Source organism: Duganella sp., assembly GCF_039595735.1.
Lineage (GTDB): Bacteria > Pseudomonadota > Gammaproteobacteria > Burkholderiales > Burkholderiaceae_D > Rugamonas.
Map to the genome: position 1 here is coordinate 107,148 of NZ_JBCNLB010000010.1, position 19,445 is coordinate 126,592.

Consider the following 19,445-nt stretch of genomic DNA (forward strand, 5'->3'; position numbering starts at 1 on the left):
CAACTTTCAGTATAGCATCTTGTTTCAGATAGGAAACAAAAACAGCAATAAAAAAGGGAGCAAACGCTCCCTATTTTGTAACAGCGTGTTGAAACTTATGCGTATGGGGTCAGCAAACCGACCATCTGGCCGAAGATTTTCGGGCTGCCGGCGATGACGTCACCCTTGTACAGGTAGTCGGATTCGCCGTTGAACTCGCCAACGATGCCGCCGGCCTCGGTCACCAGCAGGGCGCCGCCGGCGATATCCCACGGCTTCAGGCCTTTTTCGTAGAAGCCGTCCAGACGGCCGCAGGCCACGTAAGCGAGGTCCAGCGCGGCACTGCCGGCACGGCGCACGCCCTGGCAGCGCTCGGCCATGATGCCGTACATTTCCAGGTATTCTTTCAGCGCGGCCGGGCTGCCGGTCTGGTAGCCGGTGGCCAGCAGGGCGTTGGCAATGCGGTCCAGCTTGCCGACGCGGATGCGTTTTTCATTCAGATAGGCCCCGGCGCCCTTGGTGGCGGTGAACAGGTCGTTGCGCACCGGGTCGTAGACCACGGATTGCGTGATCACGCCGCGCTGCGACAAGGCGATCGAGATCGAGTATTGCGGGAAGCCGTGCATGAAGTTGGTGGTGCCATCGATAGGATCGATGATCCAGGTGTATTCTGCCTCGTCGTGCGCATTGGCGGATGCGCCGGATTCTTCGCCCAGGAAGGCGTGGTCAGGGTAGGCCTTGGACAGTACCTCGATGATGGCTTGCTCGGCAGCCTGGTCAACGTCGGTGACGAAGTCCTTGTGGTTCTTCTCGGTGACGATCAGGCGATCGAGGTCGAAGGAAGCGCGGTTGATGACGGCGGCGGCGCGGCGCGCGGCTTTCACGGCCGTATTGATCATTGGATGCATGGGCTTTTCCGTATAAAAATGCTAACGCCCACCGGGGGAATTCCAGCCCGGCGGCACGACAGGGAGACAAAATGACAAAGAGCAGGGCGGTGCCGACAGGGTAAAATTCTGGCTGAATTTCCGTATCGATACCGCGCGATTGCGCTATTTTAAATGAACCTGCCCGAAATCAACACGAATCTTTTCAAACATCTGCGATTTATTCTGGTCGAGACCAGCCGCGCGGGCAATATCGGGGCGGTGGCGCGGGCCATGAAAACCATGGGCTACAGCGATCTGGTGCTGGTGACCCCGCGCTTTGAGAACGCGCTGCAAGACCCGGAGGCGATCGCCTTTGCCAGCGGGGCGCAGGACATTTTAAGCAGCGCGCGGGTGGTGGGCAGCATGGCCGAGGCACTGGAGGGGATCAACTTTGCCGCTGCCGTGTCGGCAAGATTGCGCGAATTTTCGCCGCCGGTGCTGTCGCCGCGCCAGCTGGCCGGGCAATTGGTGGCCCAGCCCGAACTGCGCACGGCCCTGATCTTTGGCAACGAGCGCTTCGGTCTGCCCAACGAACTGGTCGAGAAATGTAATGTTTTGATTAACATTCCCGCCAACCCGGACTATTCCTCGCTCAACCTGTCGCAGGCGGCCCAGGTGCTGGCCTACGAGTGCCGCATGGCGGTGCTGGACGGCGCCGGCGTGGCGCTGACGCCGCGCCTGCCGGTGGGCGATGCCAACCTGGTCGGCTTTCACGGCGAGGCCGCCAGCATCGAGCAGATCGATGGCATGTTCGCCCATCTGGAGCAGGCGCTGGTGGATATCGGCTTCCTCGACGCCAGCAATCCGCGCAAGCTGATGCCGCGCCTCAAGCGCCTGTTCGCGCGTGCCCAGCTGGAGAAGGAAGAGGTCAATATCCTGCGCGGCATCGCCCGCCACATGAGCGGCCGCCACGGCAAGGATGGCGCATGAACTGGGACCATCCGCAACCGCACGTGCTGGAACTGGCGCCGGCCGCCGGCGACATCGACGGGCTGGACCACACCAACAACGCCGTCTACGTGCAATGGTGCGAAAAGGCCGGCTGGGCGCACTCCGAAGCGCTGGGCCTGGGCCTGGCCGATTACCGCCGGCTGGACCGCGCCATGGCGATCCGCCGCTCGGAATACGATTACCTGCTGCCCACCACGGCCGGCGAACGGCTGCTGCTGGGCACCTGGCTGGTCGCCACCGATGGCAAGCTCAATATGGAGCGCCGCTTCCAGCTGCTGCGCGCCAGCGACGGCGCCACCGTGTTGCGCGGGCGCTGGGAACTGGTGTGCATCGAGATCAGCAGCGGCCGCGCGCGCCGCATGCCGGCTGAATTCTGCGACGTCTATCTGCCTGCCGTGGTGGCCTGAACGAAATAGACGCAGGCCTCTATTTTTGCCTGAGGGCAGGATTGCGCTTTCCATTACACTAGTCAAAACCATAAAAAATGGACGGAGACTATGCAGCAATCCCGCAGATCTTTTCTGAAGATCGGCGTGGCCGGCGCGTTAACCCTCGCTGCCGGCGGCGCCGTCTATCGCCTCGCGTATGCGCCGGGGTTCCACCGTTTTGCCCTGGAGGGCGGCGCCCAGGCGGTGCTGCTGGCCATCATCCCCGCCATGCTGGGGCCGGTCTTGCCGGCGGCGCCCGCCGCGCGCGCGGCCGCGCTGGCCGCCGCCAGCCAGCGCGTGTGCGACACGGTGCTGGGCCTGCCGCTGCCGATGCAAAAAGAGGTGCAGGATCTGTTCGGCCTGCTGGCACTGGGACCGGCGCGGCGCCTGCTGGCCGGCGTCGGCGGCAGCTGGGAGCAGGCCGATCCGCGCCAGGTGAGCGCGTTTCTGCAAAGCTGGCGCACCCACAGCCTGCACACGCTGCAAGTTGCCTACCAGGCTATGCATGACCTGATCATCGGCGCCTGGTATGCCGATCCGTCCAGCTGGGAGCGCATTGGTTATCCGGGACCGCTCAAGGAGCTGGCGGCATGAGCGTGATTCCCGACCCGATCCAGGCCGGCCTGGCCGCCGGCTGGCAAGTGACCGATTGCGCGCAACTGCAGGCCGACCAGACGCTGGAGGCCGACGTGGTGATTGTCGGCAGCGGCGCCGGCGGCGGCGTCAGCGCCGAGATCCTGGCGCTGTCCGGTCTCAAGGTGCTGATTGTGGAGGAGGGCGCGCTCAAGTCGTCCAGCGACTTCAAGATGCGCGAAGCCCAGGCCTATCCGGCGCTGTACCAGGAGGCGGCCGCGCGCAAGACCAAGGACAAGGGCATCGCCATCCTGCAGGGACGCACGGTGGGCGGCAGCACCACGGTCAACTGGACCAGCAGCTTCCGCACCCCCGACATCACGCTGCGCTACTGGCACCGGCGTTTCGGCCTGCAGGACTACACGCCGGAAGCGCTGGCGCCGTGGTTTGCCATGATGGAGGAACGTCTCCACATCACCGACTGGCCCACCCCGCCCAACGAGAACAATGACCTGCTGCGGCGTGGCGCCGCCCGGCTTGGCATACCGACCGGGCTGATCCGCCGCAACGTCAACGGTTGCTGGAACCTCGGCTACTGCGGCATGGGCTGCCCGACCAACGCCAAGCAGTCGATGCTGGTGACCACCATCCCCTCGGCGCTGCAGCACGGCGCGCGCCTGCTGACGCGGGCACGCGCGGACAAACTGATCATCAAGGGCGAGCGCGCCAGCGGCATCGAATGCGTGGCGCTGAGCGCCGATGGGCTCAGCCCGACCGGCCGCCGCCTGACCTTGCGCGCCAGGCACTTCGTGCTGTCCGGCGGCGCCATCAACACGCCGGCCCTGCTGCTGCGTTCGGCCGCGCCGGATCCGCATGGCTTGCTCGGCAAGCGCACCTTCCTGCATCCATCGGTGGCCTCGGTGGCCACCTGCCGCCAGCCGGTGGAAGCTTACGCCGGCGCGCCGCAGACGGTGTACTCCGACCACTTCCTGCACACCGAACGCATTGACGGCCCGATCGGTTACAAGCTGGAGGTGCCGCCGCTGCATCCGCTGCTGTTCTCCTCGATCATGACCGGCTTTGGCGCCCAGCACGCGGCGCTGATGCAGCAGTTCGCCCATCTGCATGTGGCGGTGGCGCTGCTGCGCGACGGCTTCCACGATGGCGCGCCGGGCGGCAGCGTGGAACTGGTGAACGGCGCGCCGGTGCTGGATTATCCGGTCGGCGATTTCGTGTGGGACGGCGCCCGCCGCGCGCTGCTGACCATGGCGGAAATCCAGTTTGCCGCCGGCGCCACCAGCGTGATGCCGGTGCATGAGCGGGCTCAGCCCTATACCAGCTGGACCCAGGCCAAAAGCGCCATCGCCGCGCTGCCGTACAAGCTGCTGCAAGCCAAGCTGGCGTCGGCGCATGTGATGGGCGGCTGCGCCATGTCGGACGACGCGCGGCAGGGCGTGACCAGCGCGCGCGGCCGCTACCATGGCCTGGCCAATCTGTCGGTGCACGACGGTTCGCTGTTCCCGACCTCGATCGGCGCCAATCCGCAGCTGTCGATTTATGGCATGGTGGCGCGCCTGGCCAGTGGTCTGGCACAGGAGCTGACCGGCCAGCCGGCGGCGCGGCCGGTACGCACGTGACGCGGCAGAAACGCGCTATCATGCGCCGATGATCAAACGACTGCTGCTCCTGCTCCTGTTGCTGCAGGCCGTGCTGGTTGGCCTGCTGGCGACCGGCCTCTACTACTGGTGGCGGCCGGCGTGGGAATCCACGCTCAGCGCGCCATCCACGGTGGCGGTGTACCTGGCGCTGGCCCTGCTGCTGGTGCTGCTGGTGCGGCTGGCCATCTCGGCCAACAACTTCTACCTGAGCTGGCGCGCCGGCAGCGTCACGCCGCCCGACCATGCGCTCAATCCGCTGCGCGCGGCGCGTCTGTTCTGGCATGAATTCCATTCCTCCATGCTGGCGTCGTCCTACTACATGCTGCGTCCGATCGGCCTGCAGCTGGTGCCGGGCGCGCGCGGCGTGCCTGTGCTGCTGATCCATGGCTATGCCTGCAACAGCGGCTACTGGCTACCGATGAGCAAGCTGCTGCGCGAGGCCGGCATCAGCCACTACGGCATCGATCTGGAACCGCCGGGCGCCTCGATCGATGATTACGTGCCGCAGGTGCAGGCGGCGGTGGAACGCTTGCGGTGCGAGACTGGCAGCCGGCAAGTCATCATTGTCGGCCACAGCATGGGCGGGCTGGTGGCGCGCGCCTATCTGCGCCAGCATGGCGGCGCCCAGCTGGCGCGCGTGATCACGCTGGGCACGCCGCACCACGGCACCGCGCTGGCCCATTTCGGCCCCGGCAGCAATGCCGCGCAAATGCGGCGCGACAGCGCCTGGCTGGCCGGGCTGGCTGCCTCTGAGGCAAATACGCAACGGACATTGATCAGTTCCATTTACTCTGTCCATGACAACATCATTGCGCCGCAAGACTCCAGCGCGCTGCCCGGCGCCCGCAATCTGGTGTTTGGCGCCATAGGCCACGTGGCGTTGGGGCGGCATCCGGAGATCCTGCGCTGCACGCTGCAGGAAATCCAGACCGCACAGTGTGATTTTGTGTGAGGATCTTCGTGCCGCCTTGCTGTATGGTTATTCCTGTACGCGTAGCAATAAGGCGAGGCGATGACGATCGATTTCGGCACCCTGATCCTGAACGAAACCCCGGATGCCGTCGTGTTGACCACACCGGACGGCGTGGTGGTGTGCTGGACCAACGGCGCACAGGCCGTGTTCGGCTACGACAGCGCCGAGGCGGTAGGCCGCCGCCTGGATGCGCTGATCGTGCCGCCGGCCTTGCAGGACGATGGCGCCGCGGTGCTGAAGCAAACCCTGGCGGACGGTGTGGCCAGCTATGAATCGATGCGCCGCGCCAAGGATGGCACGCTGGTCTACATCGACAGTTCCAGCAAGCTGGTGCGTGGCGACGATGGCCAGCCGGCGTATATTTTGTGGAGTAAAAAAGACGTCACCCAGCTCAAGGTGCTGCGCGACGCCAAGCTGGTGGCAGCGCGCTACGACGGCATCCTGGATTCCATGCCGGATGCCATCATCATGGCCAACGCGGCCGGCCGCATCGTGCTGGCCAACGGCCAGGCCGAGGCCTTGTTCGGCTATGCGCACGGCGCGCTGCGCGGCAAGCCGCTGGAGTGGCTGATGCCGGCGCGCTTCCGCGCCGGCCACCTGCAGCACCGCGCCGGCTACGCGGCGCAGCCGCAGGTGCGGCCGATGGGCAGCGGCCGCGACCTGTACGGCCTGCGCAGCGACGGCACTGAATTTCCGGTCGAGATCAGCCTGAGCCCGATCAGCACGGAAGAGGGACCGCTGGTGATGAGCGCGATCCGCGACATCAGCGAGCGCAAGCAGTTCGAGCAGACGCTGCAGGAGAAAAATGTCGAGCTGGCCAAGGCGGTGGCGGCCAAGGATCGCTTCCTGACCGGCATGTCGCATGAATTACGCACGCCGTTAAACGCGATCATCGGTTTTACGGGTACTATGCTGATGAAGTTGCCTGGACCCATTAATGATGAGCAGAACAAACAGTTGCGCATGGTGCAAAGCAGTGCGCGCCACCTGCTGTCGCTGATTAACGATTTGCTGGACCTGACCCGGATTGAATCGGGCAAGATCGAACTGGACGTGGCGCCGCTGCCGTGCCGGCCGCTGATCGGTGAAGTGCTGGATTCGTTCAAGCCGCAGGCGCGCAGCAAGGGCCTGGCGCTGGAATTCGAGGCGGCGGCGGAAGAGGTGACGGTCAGCAGCGACCGCCGGGCGGTACAGCAGATTTTGATGAACCTGGTCCACAACGCGATCAAGTTTACCAACAACGGCCGGGTGCTGGTGCGGCTGGCCAAGGGGATGGTCGGGGAGCGCCCGTGCGCCACCATCAGCGTCAGCGATACCGGCATTGGCATCGGCAGCGAGCAGCGCGACACCCTGTTCCAGGCCTTCTCGCAGCTGGACGCCGCCGCGCTGCGGCAGTTCGAGGGCACCGGCCTCGGCCTGCACCTGAGCCGCAAGCTGGCGTCCCTGCTGCAGGGGGAGATTTTATTTGATAGTGAGTACGGCGTGGGCAGTGTGTTCACGCTGGCTCTGCCGCTGGAAGAATAAGAAAAGGAGGGACCGCGTGTCAGCACGAATCCTGATTATTGAAGACAACGCCACCAACATGGAATTGATGGTGTACCTGCTGCGCGCCTTCGGCTACACGCCGCTGTCGGCCAGCGACGGCGAGGCCGGCGTGGCGGCCGCCAAACGCGAATTGCCGGACCTGATCATCTGCGACGTCCACCTGCCCAAGCTGGACGGCTACGGCGTGGTGGCCGCGCTCAAGGCCGACCCCGCGGTGCGCCACATCCCGGCGCTGGCAGTGACCGCGCTGGCCATGGTGGGCGACCGCGAAAAGCTGCTGGAAGCCGGCTTTGACGGCTACATCGGCAAGCCGATCGAACCCGACACCTTTGTCACGCAAATCGAGTCTTTTTTACAAGGGGCGATGTCGTCCCCGGCTAAAAACGACATGGCCACGATCTTGATCGTGGACGATCACGTACTCAACCGTGAATTCCTGATGACGCTGCTCAGCTACGGCGGCCATCGGCTGCTGGAAGCGTCGAATGGCGCGGAAGGCTTGAAAATGGTGCTGGCTGAAAAGCCGGACCTGGTGATCTCGGACATCCTGATGCCGAATATGGATGGCTACGAGTTCGTCACCCGCATGCACGAGCACCAGGAAACCGCCAACGTGCCGGTGATTTTCTACACCGCCACCTACCGCGAGCGCGAAGCCATGGCGGTGGCGCAGTCGTGCGGCGTGCGCTGGGTGCTGCCCAAGCCGTCCGATCCGGAAGTGATCCTGCAAACCGTGCAGGAAGCGCTGGGCCTGACCGAAAGCATGCCGCTGACCGAGGGCCTGCCGGCGTTTGCGCCGGAGCCGCCGCAGGAAGGGCGCTTCCACGACATCGACCACCAGGTGGCCGAGTATCTGGACGAACTGGAATCGAGCAGCCAGCTGATCACCCAGCTGGCCGGCGACCATGAGCAGGACTCGGCCGAGCACCTGTCGCGCATGACCCAGCGGCTGTCGCATTCGCTGTCCAGCCTGCAGGCGGTCAGCCTGCGCCTGACCGCGCTGATCGAACTGGGGATAGAACTGGGCGCCGAGCGCGATCCGGCTGCGCTGGTGGAAATCGGTTGCCGCGTGGCGCAGAATATCTGCGTCTCGAAGTACGCCTGCCTGGGCGTGCTGGAGCCGGGCGCGACCGAGCTGAGCTACTTTGCCAGCTGCGGCGCCGGCATGCCGGTGCGGCAGATTGCGCAAAGCCCGCGCGCCGGCGTGCTGCGCGGCCTGCTGGACCAGCGCCTGCCATGCCGCATCAACGACCTGAACGGCGACCCGGCCAGCGTCGGCCTGCCGCCCACCCATCCGCCGGTGCACTCCTTCCTGGGCGTGCCGATCACGTCGCGCGAGCGCACCCATGGCTGGCTGTACCTGGTCGACAAGCTGGGCGCGGACGGTTTCTCGGAAGTCGACGAACGGGTGGCCGGCACGGTGGCGGCGCAGGTGGCGGTGGCGTTTGAAAACCTGCTGCTGTACGAAGAAATCAAGCGCCACCATGCCCAGCTGACACTGGACATGAATGCCCGCATCCGCCTGGATGAAGACCTGCGCCGCTTCCGGCTGGCGATGGACGCCACCGCCGACGCCATCTTCCTGGTCGACCGCGCCGGCATGTGCTTTGTCGACGTCAACGCCACCGCCTGCCGCATGCTGGGCTTCGAGCGCGAAGACTTCCTCAAGGTCGGCCCCAACCGCTCGCTGGAAGGCGACCTGCACAAGCTGGAAGAACTGTACGACAAACTGCTGGCCGGCGACCAGAGCGGCGCCATGACCGAGCTGCTATTGCAATGCAAGGATGGCTCGGCGCTGGCGGTGGAAGTGCAGCGCCGCACCCTGCGCTCCGGCGCCAGCTGGATCCTGGTGGCGGTGGCGCGCGACATCACCGAGCGCAAGGAAGCCGAACAGCGCCTGCTCAAGCTGGCCCACTTCGACACCCTGACCGGGCTGCCCAACCGCAGCCAGTTCTACGATTCGCTGGCGCACTCGCTGCGCCAGGCGGAAGAGCACAAATGGTCGCTGGCGGTGCTGTTCCTGGACGTTGACCGCTTCAAGAACGTCAACGACACGCTGGGCCACACCATTGGCGACGAACTGCTGCGCCAGTTCTCCAGCCGCCTGGTGGATTGCCTGCGCGTGCGCGACACCATCGGCCGCTTTGGCGGCGACGAATTTGCCGCCATCCTGATGCTGCCCGAGGGGGCGCAAAACGCCATTGCCGTGGTTGACAAGATCCGCGACGCGCTGCGCCGGCCGTTCGACCTGAAGGGGCATGAAGTGACGGTCACGGCCAGCATTGGCATCGCGGTCTACCCGGATGACGGCGCCGAGCCGGACACCCTGATCCAGTACGCCGACACCGCCATGTACCGCGCCAAGGAAGCCGGGCGCGACGCCTTCCGCTTCTTCACCGCCGAAATGAACGCGCAATCGCTGGCGCGGCTGGATCTGGAAAACGCCCTGCGGCGCGCCATCGACAACCAGGAATTCGTGCTGTTCTTCCAGCCCAAGGTGCACATCGACAGCGGCCGCATCAGCGGCGCCGAGGTGCTGATCCGCTGGAAGCGGCCGGGGCACGGCATGGTTTCGCCGGCGCTGTTCATCCCGATCCTGGAAGAGACCGGTCTGATCGTGCGGGTCGGCACCTGGGTGATCCACGAAGCGTGCCGCAAAATCGCCCACTGGCACAAGACCAATGCCGGCGCGGTGCACTTGTCGGTCAACGTCTCAGGCATCCAGTTCTTTGTGGGCGGGCTGGAGGAAGAAGTGCTGAAAGCCATCCGCGAGCACGGCATCGCACCGGAACTGCTGGAGCTGGAGCTGACCGAAAGCTCACTGATGTCCAACGCCGAGGAAACCATCACCGTGCTGCAAAACCTGAAAGCACTGGGGATCCAGATCTCCATCGACGACTTCGGCACCGGCTACTCCTCGCTGGCCTACCTGAAGCGCTTCCCGATCGACAAGCTGAAAATCGACATCGCCTTCGTGCGCGAAGTAACCAGCAACCCGGACGACGCCGCCATCGTGCTGGCCATCATCAACATGGCGCACAGCCTCAAGCTGAACGTGATTGCCGAGGGGGTGGAAAAAGACGCGCAGCTGTCCTACTTGCGGCGCCACGGCTGCGACGAAATGCAGGGCTACTTCTTCAGCCGTCCGCTGCCGGAAGACGAATTTGAAGCGCTGCTGCGCGAAGGCCGGCGCATGCAGGCGCCGCCGAACGAAGACGTGGTCGACCAGCAGACCCTGTTGATCGTCGACGACGACGCCTTCATGCTGGACGTGCTGACCGATTTCCTGTCGCAGGACGGCTACCGCATCCTGACGGCGCAGACGGCGGCCGAGGGCTTCGACCTCCTGGCGCGGCACCGGGTGCAAGTGATTTTGTGCGACCAGTGCATGCCCTTAATGAGCGGCACCGAATTCATGGAGCGGGTCAAGAACCTGTGTCCCGACACCTTCCGCATCATGCTGTCGGCGTATGCCGACCTGACGCCGATCATGGCCGCCATCAACCACGGCGCCATCGACCGCTTCTACACCAAACCGTGGAAAGGCGCCGTCCTGCGCGAAAACATCCGCGAAGGCTTCCGCCTGCAAGCGCAAATGCACGGCGCCAGCTCCCCGCGCGAGGCAGCCAAAGCCGCCAACTGACGTAATTCGTAATTCGGGGTCAGCTCTGACATTCGGACACGCGCGCACAAAATTTGAGGAATCTCAAGACAGTCAGTGAATTTGTCTTGATGTATTGTCGGAGGCATGAACCTTACAGGCCGGCTACCAGGCTGGCGACGTGGCGGTGGCATTCCGGCTTGACCTGGTCGGGGTTTATTTTGCCTTTTCCCGCGGCACGGCCGCCACCATCCACGCCGAGGACAGCGCGCTGCGCGAAATGAAGCGTGATGGCAGCTTCCTGCAAATCTACCGCAAGCGGATGGCGCCCCATCCCGTCCGACGTCCCCTTGCCGCATTAGTAACCATTCTCTAGACCTGCTCGGCTAGAATAAAATATCGGCAAACAGCACGCATGGGATGGACATGGCTAAAAAGTTGAAGAAGAACGACGATCAGCAGCTGGACGCGGTCCGCATGTCGTCGCAGGAAATCTGGCAGGCTGGCCTGGCCGCTTTCGCCAAGGCGCAGGAAGATGAGGGCAAGTTCTTTTCGATGCAGCTGTTCGAGGAGCGCGTGCTGCGCGCCCTCAGCTCCATTGGCGTGCCGACCCGAGAGGAAATTGATGCGCTCAACCAGCGCATCGACGAACTGACCAAGCAGGTCGCCGCCCTGTCCGGCAAGTCCGTTGTTAAAAAAGCAGCCGCCAAGAAAGCACCGGCGAAGAAAACCCCCGCCAGGAAATCAGCCGCGAAAAAGGCTAAATAACGGCATCTTCGCGCTAAGTGCGCGCAAAAGCATGTACCGGTGTTCCTCTGTGGCGAGCATCAGTGTTATGCTTGCACCAGAAAAAACAGAGGTTTCCCCGCCATGCTACAAAAAGCCCCCCGTCGTACCCGCGAACGCATTTTAGAGCTGTCCTTGCGCTTGTTTAACGAGTTCGGCGAGCCCAATATCACCACCACGGTGATCGCCGAGGAGATGAATATCTCGCCGGGGAATCTGTACTACCATTTCCGTAACAAGGACGATATCGTCAACTCGATCTTCGTCCAGTTCGAGGCCGAAATCGAGCGCATCCTGACTGTGCCGAACGGCCGCCGCTCCAACATCGAGGACGTGTGGCTGTACCTGCACCTGATGTTTGAACTGATCTGGCGCTACCGCTTCTTCTACCGTGACCTGAATGACCTGCTGTCACGCAACCGCAAGCTGGAGCTGCACTTCAAGCAGATCCTGGCGCACAAGATCAAGGTCGCCAAGCAGCTGTGCGAAGACTTGCGCAGCGAAAAGTCGCTGGAAGCGTCCGATACCGCCATCGACGCCATGGCCACCAATATGGTGGTGGTGGCGACGTATTGGCTGTCCTACGAGTACGTGCGCAATCCGCGCAAGTACAGCGAGCAGCAGTCCATGGCCGATGCGCTGGCGCGCGGCTGTTACCAGGTGCTGTCGCAGATCGGTCCTTATCTGCGCAATGAAACCAGCCTGCTGTTCCAGAAACTGTCCGAAGAATACCTGAAGAAGTTGAAGTAGACCGGAGGCCTCATGGCGTGGACCCCTTTTCCGTATCCCGATCCTGCATACCGCTACACGCCGGAGACCTTGCAAGCCGCCTGGCCGCAGCTGCATGCCGGCGACCGTGAGCAATTCCCCACCCATCCGGCCTTGCGGCAGGCGTGGATCGCCTTCCACGCCGGCGAGTTCGAGCGCGCCGCGCGACTGGGGCTGGACGTGGGCGTCAACGGTTACGCGGTGGCGCACAAAGCCATCTGCATGCACACCAATTACCTGGAACCGAATCTGAAGAAGCGCCTGGCCACCTTTGAATGCGTGGCCGAGCGCTGCGAACGCCAGCAGCTGGAGCAGCCGGATAATCCGGCCGGCTACTACTGGCACGCCTATGCGCTGGGCCAGTACTCGCAAGGAATTTCGATTGTGAAGGCACTGGCGCAGGGACTGGGGGCGAAGGTCAAGCGCAGTCTCGATATGGCAATCAAGCTGGCGCCGCAGCGCGCCGATGCGCACACGGCAATGGGCGTGTATCACGCCGAGATTCTGGACAAGGTGGGGGCAGTGCTGGCCGGCCTGACCTACGGCGTGAAAAAGGAAGAAGCCTGGCGTCAGTTTGACGAGGCGCTCAGGCTGAATCCCGATTCGGCCATCGTCCGCATCCAGTACGCGCGCGCACTGCTGATGTTGGAAGGTAAAAAGAGGGCGGCGCAAGCCATGGAGTTGTACCAGCAAGCCGCTTGCTGCAACGTGCGCGACGCTACCGAGCGGCTGGACCAGGCGGCGGCGCAAAAAGAACTGGAAGAGGAAAAATTAGGTGGTTAAGTCGATTTGTGTGTATTGCGGCGCCAATCCCGGCGCGTCCCCGCGCTTTGCGGAAGAGGCGCGCGCACTGGCGCAGGCGCTGGTGGAGCGCAATCTGTCGCTGGTCTACGGCGGCGGCAAGGTTGGTCTGATGGGCGTGATAGCCGACGAAGTGCTGCGGCTGGGCGGTGAAGTCACCGGCGTAATTCCCACCGCGCTAGTCGAGCGTGAAGTCGGGCATACCGGTCTGACGCGCCAGTTCATTGTCAAGGACATGCACGAACGCAAAGCCATGATGGCGCAGCTGTCGGACGGCTTTATCGCCATGCCGGGCGGCCTCGGCACGCTGGAAGAATTGTTCGAGATGCTGACCTGGGCGCAACTGGGCATCCACTCCAAGCCGATCGGCCTGCTGAACGTGGACGGCTATTACGATGGCCTGGTCAGCTTCGTGCGTCATGCCACCGAGCAGGAACTGGTGCGTCCGCAGCACGCCGCGTTGATGATGGTGGAGCGCGAGGGTGAAGCGCTGCTGCGCCGCATGCTCTGAAGTTGCGCACATAAAGTGTGGCAGCGATGCTACGTATAATTTCCACCAGGCATGTCAAATTAAAAACTATTGTGTCATAAAAGCATGATTAGTGCTTTAATGCTAAGACTCAATCACACATGGGAGACACGCCTTGAAAACCTCAACAATGTTGCAGGCATCCGTCGCCGCAGCCCTGCTGTCCGCTGCCGCCGCCCACGCTGCCGTCATCGACTTCGATGCGACTTCGGTTAGCCAGCTGGCCTACGGCAGCCTGCCGTTTCCACTGAGCCTGGTGAATGTCTACCATGGCACCAGTTACACCGAAGACGGGTTCACGCTGACCAGCTCGCATGGTGGGCTGCTGAACTCCCTGTTCGTGCCGGATGCCAACAACATCCTGTATCGCCCGGCCGCCGACAGCCTGGCGATGTCGGCCACCGCGCGTGACACCATCACGCTGACCGCCGCCGGCCACAGCGCCTTCAGCGCGACTTCGATCGACCTGTCCAAATTGCTGCTGGCTGGCGGTTCGGTCACCTTCTACGGCGCCAAGGCCGACCATTCGGCCACCGTGCAGCAGACCTTCACCTACACGGGAACCTGGACCACCTTCAACTTCAATGCCGCGTTCAGCGGCCTGTCCTCGCTGACCTGGCAGCAGGGGCCGACGGTGGGCGGGAAGTTTGAATTCGACAATATCCACGTCACCGCCGTGCCGGAACCGGAAACCTATGCCATGCTCCTGGCAGGCCTGGGCATGGTTGGCTGGGCCCGCCGTCGCAAGCAGGCGCGCTAAGCTAGCTCCACAACTTACGGCCTTCGGTCTCCAGCTGGGTCAGGTAGAGACGAAGGTCGAATTCATACTGGTGATAGTTGGGCTCCATATAGGTGCACAGCTTGTAGAACGCCTTGTCGTGCTGCTTTTCCTTGATGTGCGCGAGCTCATGCACGGCAATCATGCGCAGGAATTCCAGCGGCACTTCCTTGAACAGGGTGGCCACCCGGATCTCATGCTTGGCCTTGAGCTTGCCGCCCTGTACCCGTGAAATCGACGTGTGCAGCCCCAGCGCGTGATTGATCACGTGGATCTTGCTGTCGTACTCGACCTTGTTGACCGGCTCGGCATTGCGCAGAAACTCCGCCTTCAACTCCTGCACGTACTGGTACAGCGCACGGTCGGTGCGCAGATCGTGCGGCTTGCTGTAGCGTTTGAGCAAGATCTCGCCCAGCCGGTTCTGGGCTATCAGTTGCGACACTTGCTGCTGCGTTTGCTCGTTGTAGGCGCTCAGGTACTTCAGGTGGGACATGGCGTGCGGCGGAAAAAGGCGAAGCGCGACTCTACCACAAGGCAGGCTAGGCATTGCGCTATATAATCGAGTATATTGCGGTTTTACTGAGCGGGAGTCAGCATGTTGAAAGCGGGTGCGGCACTGGTGTTGGCGGCGTGGGCCGGTATGGCGGGCGCGGCGGAGATTACGGTATCGGCGGCGGCCAGCCTGACCAATGCCTTCAAGGAGATCGGCGCGGCTTATGAGAAAGAGCACGCCGGCGACAAGGTGCAATTCAATTTTGCCGCCGCCGATCCGCTGGTACAGCAGATTGCCAAGGGCGCGCCGGTGGATGTGTTTGCTTCCGCCGACCAGGATGCGATGGACAAGGCTGACAGCCTCAAGTTGCTGGCGGCCGGTACTCGCAAGAACTTCGCCAGCAACAGCCTGGTGCTGATCGCGCCACAGGGCGGCAAGGTGCCGCTGAAAGGCGTGGCTGATGTGGCCCAGGCCGGCGTGGCGCGCATTACGATGGGCAATCCAGCCAGCGTGCCGGTCGGGCGCTACACCAGGGCCGCGCTGGAGCGTGCCAGCCTGTGGAGCGCAGTTGAACCCAAGCTGATCCTCGGCACCTCGGTGCGCCAGTGCCTGGATTACGTGGCGCGCGGCGAGGTCGACGCCGGCTTCGTCTACGCCACCGATGCCGCCATCGTGAAGGATAAGGTCCATGTGGTGGCCACTGTGCCGACCGCAACCCCGGTCACCTATCCGATCGCCGTCATCGCTGCCGGTCCGCAAGCGGCGGCTGGCCGCAAATTTGCCGGTTACGTGCAATCGCCGGCGGGGCAGGCCATCCTGGCCAAATACGGTTTCGGTCGCCCGTAAGTGGACGCCTTCGATCCAGCCTGGGTGGCGCTGCGCTTGTCGCTGAAGGTGGCCCTGTGGGCCACGCTGATCGATCTGGTGCTGGGCGTGGCGATCGGCTATCTGCTGGCGCGCAAGCGTTTCCCCGGCCGCGAGCTGCTGGATGCGCTGCTGACGCTGCCGATGGTGATGCCGCCGACGGTGCTGGGCTACTACCTGCTGGTGGTGATCGGCCGCAACGGCGTGATCGGCGGCTGGCTGCAGCAGCATTTCGGCATCAACCTGATTTTCACCTGGCAAGCGGCGGTGATTGCGGCGGCGGTAGTGGCGTTTCCGCTGGTGCTGAAAGGCGCGCGCGCCGCGTTCGAAAGCATCGACACGCAACTGGAGCAGGCGGCGCAGGTGCTGGGCCTGTCGCCGCTGGCCGTGTTTCTGCGCGTGACCTTGCCGCTGGCCTGGCGCGGCGTGCTGGGCGGCACCTTGCTGGCCTTTGCCCGCTCGATGGGCGAGTTCGGCGCCACGCTGATGGTGGCCGGCAGCATTCCCGGCAAGACGCAGACGCTGTCGATTGCCGTGTACGAGGCTGTGCAGGCCGGGCAGGATGATCACGCCAACCTGCTGGTGATCATCACCTCGGTGGTTTGCATTGCCGTGCTGGTCGCGGCCAACAAGCTGACGCCCAACCGCAACCCGCTGGTGTGACCATGCAAATCTCTCTCGATATCAGCAAGACGCTGGGCGCCGGCGAGCGCGCATTCCAGCTTGAAGCGTGCTTTGCCTCGGCCGGTCCGCGCGTGGTGGTGTATGGCCCGTCCGGCGCCGGCAAGAGCCAGATGATGAAAGCGCTCGCGGGTCTGGTGACGCCGGACCGCGGCCGCATCGAACTGGGCGGCCGTTGCCTGTATGATGGACAGGCCGGCATCAACGTGCCGGCACGGGAGCGCAACGTGGCCTATCTGTTCCAGGACTATGCGCTGTTTCCGCATTTGAATGTGCGGCAGAACATCGGCTTCGGTCTGCAGCGCGGCTGGCGCAATCCGCGCGCCGCGGTGGACGGCGAGACGATACGCTACTGGCTGCAGGCGTTTGAACTGGACCATGTGGCGCATCAGTTCCCGCATCAATTGTCCGGCGGCCAGCGGCAGCGGGTGGCCCTGGCGCGCGCGCTGGCGCCGCAGCCGTCGGCGTTGTTGCTGGACGAGCCGTTTGCCGCGCTCGATCCGGGCCTGCGCGAGCGCATGCGTGCCGAGCTCGATGCCTTGCAGCGCCGGCTGGCCATTCCCATGCTGATCATCACGCACGACCCTGAAGATGTGCGCGTGCTCGGCGGGCACGTGCTGCGCATGGAGGCCGGCCGCATCATTGAGGAGCAGCAGCCATGACCATGGAATTGCAGGGCAATGTGTGGCTGACCATCGATGGCCAGAAGCTGGGCGGGCAGGACCGCGTGGCGCTGCTGGCGGCGGTCGCTTCCGAAGGCTCGATCACGGCCGCTGCCAAGGCGGTCGGCATGAGCTACAAGGGCGCGTGGGATGCCATCGAGGCCATGAACAATCTGGCGGGCGAGCCGCTGGTCGAACGGCTGGCCGGCGGCAAGGGCGGCGGCGGCACGCGGCTGACCCGGCGCGGCGCGCAACTGGTGGACAACTTCCGCAAGGTCGACGCGGCGCACCGCGAGTTTGTCGCCCACCTGAGCGCGCAGTCGCACGCGCTGGCCGACGATTTTTTACTGCTGCAAAGGATGAAGATGAACACCAGCGCGCGCAATCAGTTCAGCGGCAAGGTGGTGGCTCTGAAACAGGGGGCGGTCAACGATGAAGTGGTGCTGGAAATCGTCGGCGGCCAGCGCATCGTGGCCACCATCACCCGTGACAGCAGCCACAGCCTCGGACTGCAGGTGGGCGTGGAGGCCTTCGCCCTGATCAAGGCATCGTCGATCATCGTCGCCACAGAGTTGGGCGACGTCAGGCTATCGGCGCGCAACCAGCTGACGGGCAAGGTTAGCCGCGTGCTGCCGGGCGCGGTCAACACGGAAGTGAGCATTGCCTTGCCGGGCGGCGGCGCGATTGCCGCCATCGTCACGCGCGATAGCGGCGAGGCGCTGGGCCTGGAAGTCGGCGCCGAGGCCAGCGCCATCTTCAAGGCTTCCAGCGTCATCATCGGCACGCCGGTTTAACCGTCGGTGGAGCGCGTCAGTGCTTCCCAGTCGTTGATGTCGTGCGCCATTTGCGCCAGCTTGTCGCGCACCAGAGCGAGCGCATCGCTGCCCAGCAGCAGGTGTGCCGGTGGTTCCGGCGTTTCCACCAGGGTCAGGATGGCTTGCGCGGCTTTGTGCGGATCGCCCGGCTGCTTGCCGCTGCGCGCGGCGCGCTTGGCGCGGATGGGATCGAACAGGGCGTCATAGTCGGCGATGCTGCGCTCCGAGCGCACCATCGAGCGGCCCGCCCAGTCGGTGCGGAATGAGCCTGGCGCGACGGCGGTAACGTGAACGCCAAACTGGCGCGTCTCCTTGCCCAAGGTTTCGGAAATGCCTTCCAGCGCGAACTTGCTGCCGGCGTAATAAGCGATGCCGGGCATTGTAATGAAGCCGCCCATGGAGGTGATGTTGATGATGTGGCCGCGCCGGCGGGTGCGGAAGCCGGGCAGGAAGGCTTTCATCATCGCCACCGCGCCGAACACGTTGACGTCGAACTGGCGGCGCATCTGGTCCAGCGGGGATTCCTCCATGATGCCTTCATGGCCGTAGCCGGCGTTGTTGACCAGTACGTCGACCGGGCCGGCCGCGGATTCGGCTGGCGCGACTACGCTGGCAATCGCGTCGAAGTCGGTCACGTCCAGCACGCAGCCATGCGCGCGTTCCGGATGCAGTTGGGCGAAAGCCGCGCGCGCCTGCTCATTGCGCACGGTGCCGATGACGGTATGGCCCGCGGCCAGCGCCGCTTCCGACAAGGCGCGGCCAAAGCCGCTGCTGACGCCGGTGATGAAAAATGTTCTGGGCATGGTAAGTCCTTTCGTAAGGACATCCATGGTAGCGATGCATGCGCTGCCCGGCCATGCCGAAAACTCTGCATCGCTTGCCTGATTATCTGTGCTTCAGGCGCCGGCGAAGTACGCTGGCTTACTGCTTGTTGCCCCCCTTTGACGATTGCTCGGAACCGACGCTGCTGCGCGTGCCGTTTTTCTCGGCCGCCGCGCGCGCGGCCGATTGCCGGCTCTCGCCCCCCTTGCGGCCAATGGCGGCCATGTGCTCGCGGTCGCGGCTGACGGCTTCGCCGCCTTTCTGGCCGGCGCGGCGCGCTTCTTCCGAATCGAATTCGTGCGCCGTGCCTTTCTGATGCGCGGCTTGCCCGCCCTTGCTGGCGATGGCGCGCTGGGTGGCTTCGTCCATGGCGGCAAAGCCGCGCTTGGCCGTGCCCTTGGGTTTGTCGCTTGCTGAGTTGTTTGCCATTTAAACCTCCGTCTGGGATTGAGAGAAGGCAGCGGGCTGGCCCGCTGCTCTGTGTGGTTAGAGCTTCAACGTTGACGGAAGTTCCACTCAGTGGCGCAGCTGGCTGCCCGGCTGGTAGCGCGCCATTTGCGCGGCCAGGGTGGCGTTGAATTGCGACGCGTTTTTGCTGGACATCAGCTGCTGCATGTGAGCGCCGCTGTCGGCCATCAGGTCGCGCCCGAGTTGCAGATTGAGTTCACTCAGTTTCTGCATGGCTTGCAGCATGCGCAGGGAGACGTCGACATAAAAGTCAATCAGGACTTCGGCGTGGGGACGGAAGGCGGGGGAAGGCAGTTGTGGGAACATAATGGGTCCTCGGCGTGTTGGCGGTATTTGCATAG

22 protein-coding genes are annotated in these 19,445 nt (G+C 64.0%); 17 read left to right on the forward strand and 5 right to left on the reverse strand.

What is annotated here, in order from left to right; translation table 11 throughout:
* Positions 1 to 95: 95 nt before the first annotated feature.
* Positions 96 to 878 (reverse strand): inositol monophosphatase family protein, encoded by a 783-nt coding sequence (locus tag ABDW57_RS17750; protein WP_343731564.1) that lies wholly within the window; start codon positions 876 to 878, stop codon positions 96 to 98.
* 162 nt (positions 879 to 1,040) lie between these two features.
* Here ABDW57_RS17750 and ABDW57_RS17755 point away from each other — a divergent pair, with 162 nt between their 5' ends.
* From ABDW57_RS17755 to ABDW57_RS17815, 13 genes are all read left to right on the forward strand, one after another.
* Positions 1,041 to 1,838 (forward strand): RNA methyltransferase, encoded by a 798-nt coding sequence (locus tag ABDW57_RS17755; protein WP_343731498.1) that lies wholly within the window; start codon positions 1,041 to 1,043, stop codon positions 1,836 to 1,838.
* A complete protein-coding gene (locus ABDW57_RS17760) occupies positions 1,835 to 2,266 on the forward strand; it encodes a thioesterase family protein (protein ID WP_343731499.1) in 432 nt (143 codons plus the stop codon). The genes ABDW57_RS17755 and ABDW57_RS17760 overlap by 4 nt, the downstream gene beginning before the upstream one ends.
* A 90-nt stretch (positions 2,267 to 2,356) precedes the next feature.
* Entirely contained in the window at positions 2,357 to 2,881 is a 525-nt protein-coding gene (locus ABDW57_RS17765) for a hypothetical protein (protein ID WP_343731500.1), read from the forward strand.
* Positions 2,878 to 4,497 (forward strand): GMC family oxidoreductase, encoded by a 1,620-nt coding sequence (locus ABDW57_RS17770; RefSeq protein ID WP_343731501.1) that lies wholly within the window; start codon positions 2,878 to 2,880, stop codon positions 4,495 to 4,497. The genes ABDW57_RS17765 and ABDW57_RS17770 overlap by 4 nt, the downstream gene beginning before the upstream one ends.
* A 28-nt stretch (positions 4,498 to 4,525) precedes the next feature.
* Positions 4,526 to 5,470 (forward strand): alpha/beta fold hydrolase, encoded by a 945-nt coding sequence (locus ABDW57_RS17775; RefSeq protein WP_343731502.1) that lies wholly within the window; start codon positions 4,526 to 4,528, stop codon positions 5,468 to 5,470.
* A gap of 60 nt (positions 5,471 to 5,530) precedes the next feature.
* On the forward strand, positions 5,531 to 7,015 hold the full coding sequence (locus tag ABDW57_RS17780) for a PAS domain S-box protein (RefSeq protein ID WP_343731503.1): 1,485 nt from the start codon (positions 5,531 to 5,533) through the stop codon (positions 7,013 to 7,015).
* Positions 7,016 to 7,031: 16 nt separating this feature from the next.
* On the forward strand, positions 7,032 to 10,679 hold the full coding sequence (locus ABDW57_RS17785; protein ID WP_343731504.1) for an EAL domain-containing protein: 3,648 nt from the start codon (positions 7,032 to 7,034) through the stop codon (positions 10,677 to 10,679).
* A gap of 139 nt (positions 10,680 to 10,818) precedes the next feature.
* Entirely contained in the window at positions 10,819 to 11,013 is a 195-nt protein-coding gene (locus tag ABDW57_RS17790) for a hypothetical protein (protein ID WP_343731505.1), read from the forward strand.
* Between the two features lie 50 nt (positions 11,014 to 11,063).
* Positions 11,064 to 11,405 carry a phasin family protein gene (locus ABDW57_RS17795; RefSeq protein WP_343731506.1) on the forward strand — a complete coding sequence of 114 codons (342 nt, stop codon included), beginning with the start codon at positions 11,064 to 11,066 and terminating at the stop codon, positions 11,403 to 11,405.
* A gap of 102 nt (positions 11,406 to 11,507) precedes the next feature.
* Entirely contained in the window at positions 11,508 to 12,173 is a 666-nt protein-coding gene (locus tag ABDW57_RS17800; RefSeq protein WP_008446927.1) for a TetR/AcrR family transcriptional regulator, read from the forward strand.
* A 12-nt stretch (positions 12,174 to 12,185) separates the two neighbouring features.
* On the forward strand, positions 12,186 to 12,974 hold the full coding sequence (locus ABDW57_RS17805; protein ID WP_343731507.1) for a hypothetical protein: 789 nt from the start codon (positions 12,186 to 12,188) through the stop codon (positions 12,972 to 12,974).
* Complete coding sequence (locus ABDW57_RS17810) at positions 12,967 to 13,503, forward strand: TIGR00730 family Rossman fold protein (protein WP_343731508.1); 537 nt, start codon at positions 12,967 to 12,969, stop codon at positions 13,501 to 13,503. Before ABDW57_RS17805 ends, ABDW57_RS17810 begins: the two co-directional genes overlap by 8 nt.
* A 133-nt stretch (positions 13,504 to 13,636) precedes the next feature.
* The gene (locus ABDW57_RS17815; protein WP_343731509.1) at positions 13,637 to 14,281 is read left to right on the forward strand and encodes an FxDxF family PEP-CTERM protein; all 645 of its coding nucleotides are present in this window, start codon (positions 13,637 to 13,639) and stop codon (positions 14,279 to 14,281) included.
* Position 14,282: 1 nt separating this feature from the next.
* Here the strand turns inward: ABDW57_RS17815 and ABDW57_RS17820 are convergent, their stop codons facing one another.
* Positions 14,283 to 14,792: a M48 family metallopeptidase gene (locus ABDW57_RS17820; protein ID WP_343731510.1), complete on the reverse strand. Its 510-nt coding sequence runs from the start codon at positions 14,790 to 14,792 to the stop codon at positions 14,283 to 14,285.
* Between the two features lie 102 nt (positions 14,793 to 14,894).
* Between ABDW57_RS17820 and modA the strand changes: the two genes are divergently transcribed.
* From modA to ABDW57_RS17840, 4 genes are read left to right on the forward strand one after another with little or no spacing between them, the layout of a single operon-like run.
* On the forward strand, positions 14,895 to 15,638 hold the full coding sequence (modA, locus tag ABDW57_RS17825; protein ID WP_343731511.1) for a molybdate ABC transporter substrate-binding protein: 744 nt from the start codon (positions 14,895 to 14,897) through the stop codon (positions 15,636 to 15,638).
* Positions 15,639 to 16,319, forward strand: coding sequence for a molybdate ABC transporter permease subunit (gene modB / locus ABDW57_RS17830; RefSeq protein WP_343731512.1), 681 nt, complete (start codon positions 15,639 to 15,641; stop codon positions 16,317 to 16,319). It begins immediately after the preceding gene.
* A gap of 2 nt (positions 16,320 to 16,321) precedes the next feature.
* Positions 16,322 to 16,999, forward strand: coding sequence for an ATP-binding cassette domain-containing protein (locus ABDW57_RS17835; RefSeq protein WP_343731513.1), 678 nt, complete (start codon positions 16,322 to 16,324; stop codon positions 16,997 to 16,999).
* 2 nt (positions 17,000 to 17,001) lie between these two features.
* On the forward strand, positions 17,002 to 17,793 hold the full coding sequence (locus tag ABDW57_RS17840; RefSeq protein ID WP_343731565.1) for a TOBE domain-containing protein: 792 nt from the start codon (positions 17,002 to 17,004) through the stop codon (positions 17,791 to 17,793).
* Here the strand turns inward: ABDW57_RS17840 and ABDW57_RS17845 are convergent.
* From ABDW57_RS17845 to ABDW57_RS17855, 3 genes are all read right to left on the reverse strand, one after another.
* The gene (locus tag ABDW57_RS17845) at positions 17,790 to 18,617 is read right to left on the reverse strand and encodes an oxidoreductase (protein ID WP_343731514.1); all 828 of its coding nucleotides are present in this window, start codon (positions 18,615 to 18,617) and stop codon (positions 17,790 to 17,792) included. The two genes, ABDW57_RS17840 and ABDW57_RS17845, sit on opposite strands and share 4 nt — an antisense overlap.
* 118 nt (positions 18,618 to 18,735) lie before the next feature.
* Positions 18,736 to 19,065: a KGG domain-containing protein gene (locus ABDW57_RS17850; RefSeq protein ID WP_343731515.1), complete on the reverse strand. Its 330-nt coding sequence runs from the start codon at positions 19,063 to 19,065 to the stop codon at positions 18,736 to 18,738.
* Positions 19,066 to 19,152: 87 nt separating this feature from the next.
* Entirely contained in the window at positions 19,153 to 19,410 is a 258-nt protein-coding gene (locus tag ABDW57_RS17855; RefSeq protein WP_343731516.1) for a phasin family protein, read from the reverse strand.
* Positions 19,411 to 19,445: the final 35 nt, after the last annotated feature.

Excerpts from the sequence above, each read along its gene's own strand:
- ABDW57_RS17750 (WP_343731564.1), bottom strand. The coding sequence starts at position 878 with ATGATCAATACGGCCGTGAAAGCCGCGCGCCGCGCCGCCGCCGTCATC.
- ABDW57_RS17755 (WP_343731498.1), top strand. The coding sequence starts at position 1,041 with ATGAACCTGCCCGAAATCAACACGAATCTTTTCAAACATCTGCGATTT.
- ABDW57_RS17760 (WP_343731499.1), top strand. The coding sequence starts at position 1,835 with ATGAACTGGGACCATCCGCAACCGCACGTGCTGGAACTGGCGCCGGCC.
- ABDW57_RS17765 (WP_343731500.1), top strand. The coding sequence starts at position 2,357 with ATGCAGCAATCCCGCAGATCTTTTCTGAAGATCGGCGTGGCCGGCGCG.
- ABDW57_RS17770 (WP_343731501.1), top strand. The coding sequence starts at position 2,878 with ATGAGCGTGATTCCCGACCCGATCCAGGCCGGCCTGGCCGCCGGCTGG.
- ABDW57_RS17775 (WP_343731502.1), top strand. The coding sequence starts at position 4,526 with ATGATCAAACGACTGCTGCTCCTGCTCCTGTTGCTGCAGGCCGTGCTG.
- ABDW57_RS17780 (WP_343731503.1), top strand. The coding sequence starts at position 5,531 with ATGACGATCGATTTCGGCACCCTGATCCTGAACGAAACCCCGGATGCC.
- ABDW57_RS17795 (WP_343731506.1), top strand. The coding sequence starts at position 11,064 with ATGGCTAAAAAGTTGAAGAAGAACGACGATCAGCAGCTGGACGCGGTC.
- ABDW57_RS17800 (WP_008446927.1), top strand. The coding sequence starts at position 11,508 with ATGCTACAAAAAGCCCCCCGTCGTACCCGCGAACGCATTTTAGAGCTG.
- ABDW57_RS17805 (WP_343731507.1), top strand. The coding sequence starts at position 12,186 with ATGGCGTGGACCCCTTTTCCGTATCCCGATCCTGCATACCGCTACACG.
- ABDW57_RS17820 (WP_343731510.1), bottom strand. The coding sequence starts at position 14,792 with ATGTCCCACCTGAAGTACCTGAGCGCCTACAACGAGCAAACGCAGCAG.
- modA (WP_343731511.1), top strand. The coding sequence starts at position 14,895 with ATGTTGAAAGCGGGTGCGGCACTGGTGTTGGCGGCGTGGGCCGGTATG.
- ABDW57_RS17835 (WP_343731513.1), top strand. The coding sequence starts at position 16,322 with ATGCAAATCTCTCTCGATATCAGCAAGACGCTGGGCGCCGGCGAGCGC.
- ABDW57_RS17840 (WP_343731565.1), top strand. The coding sequence starts at position 17,002 with ATGGAATTGCAGGGCAATGTGTGGCTGACCATCGATGGCCAGAAGCTG.
- ABDW57_RS17845 (WP_343731514.1), bottom strand. The coding sequence starts at position 18,617 with ATGCCCAGAACATTTTTCATCACCGGCGTCAGCAGCGGCTTTGGCCGC.
- ABDW57_RS17850 (WP_343731515.1), bottom strand. The coding sequence starts at position 19,065 with ATGGCAAACAACTCAGCAAGCGACAAACCCAAGGGCACGGCCAAGCGC.
- ABDW57_RS17855 (WP_343731516.1), bottom strand. The coding sequence starts at position 19,410 with ATGTTCCCACAACTGCCTTCCCCCGCCTTCCGTCCCCACGCCGAAGTC.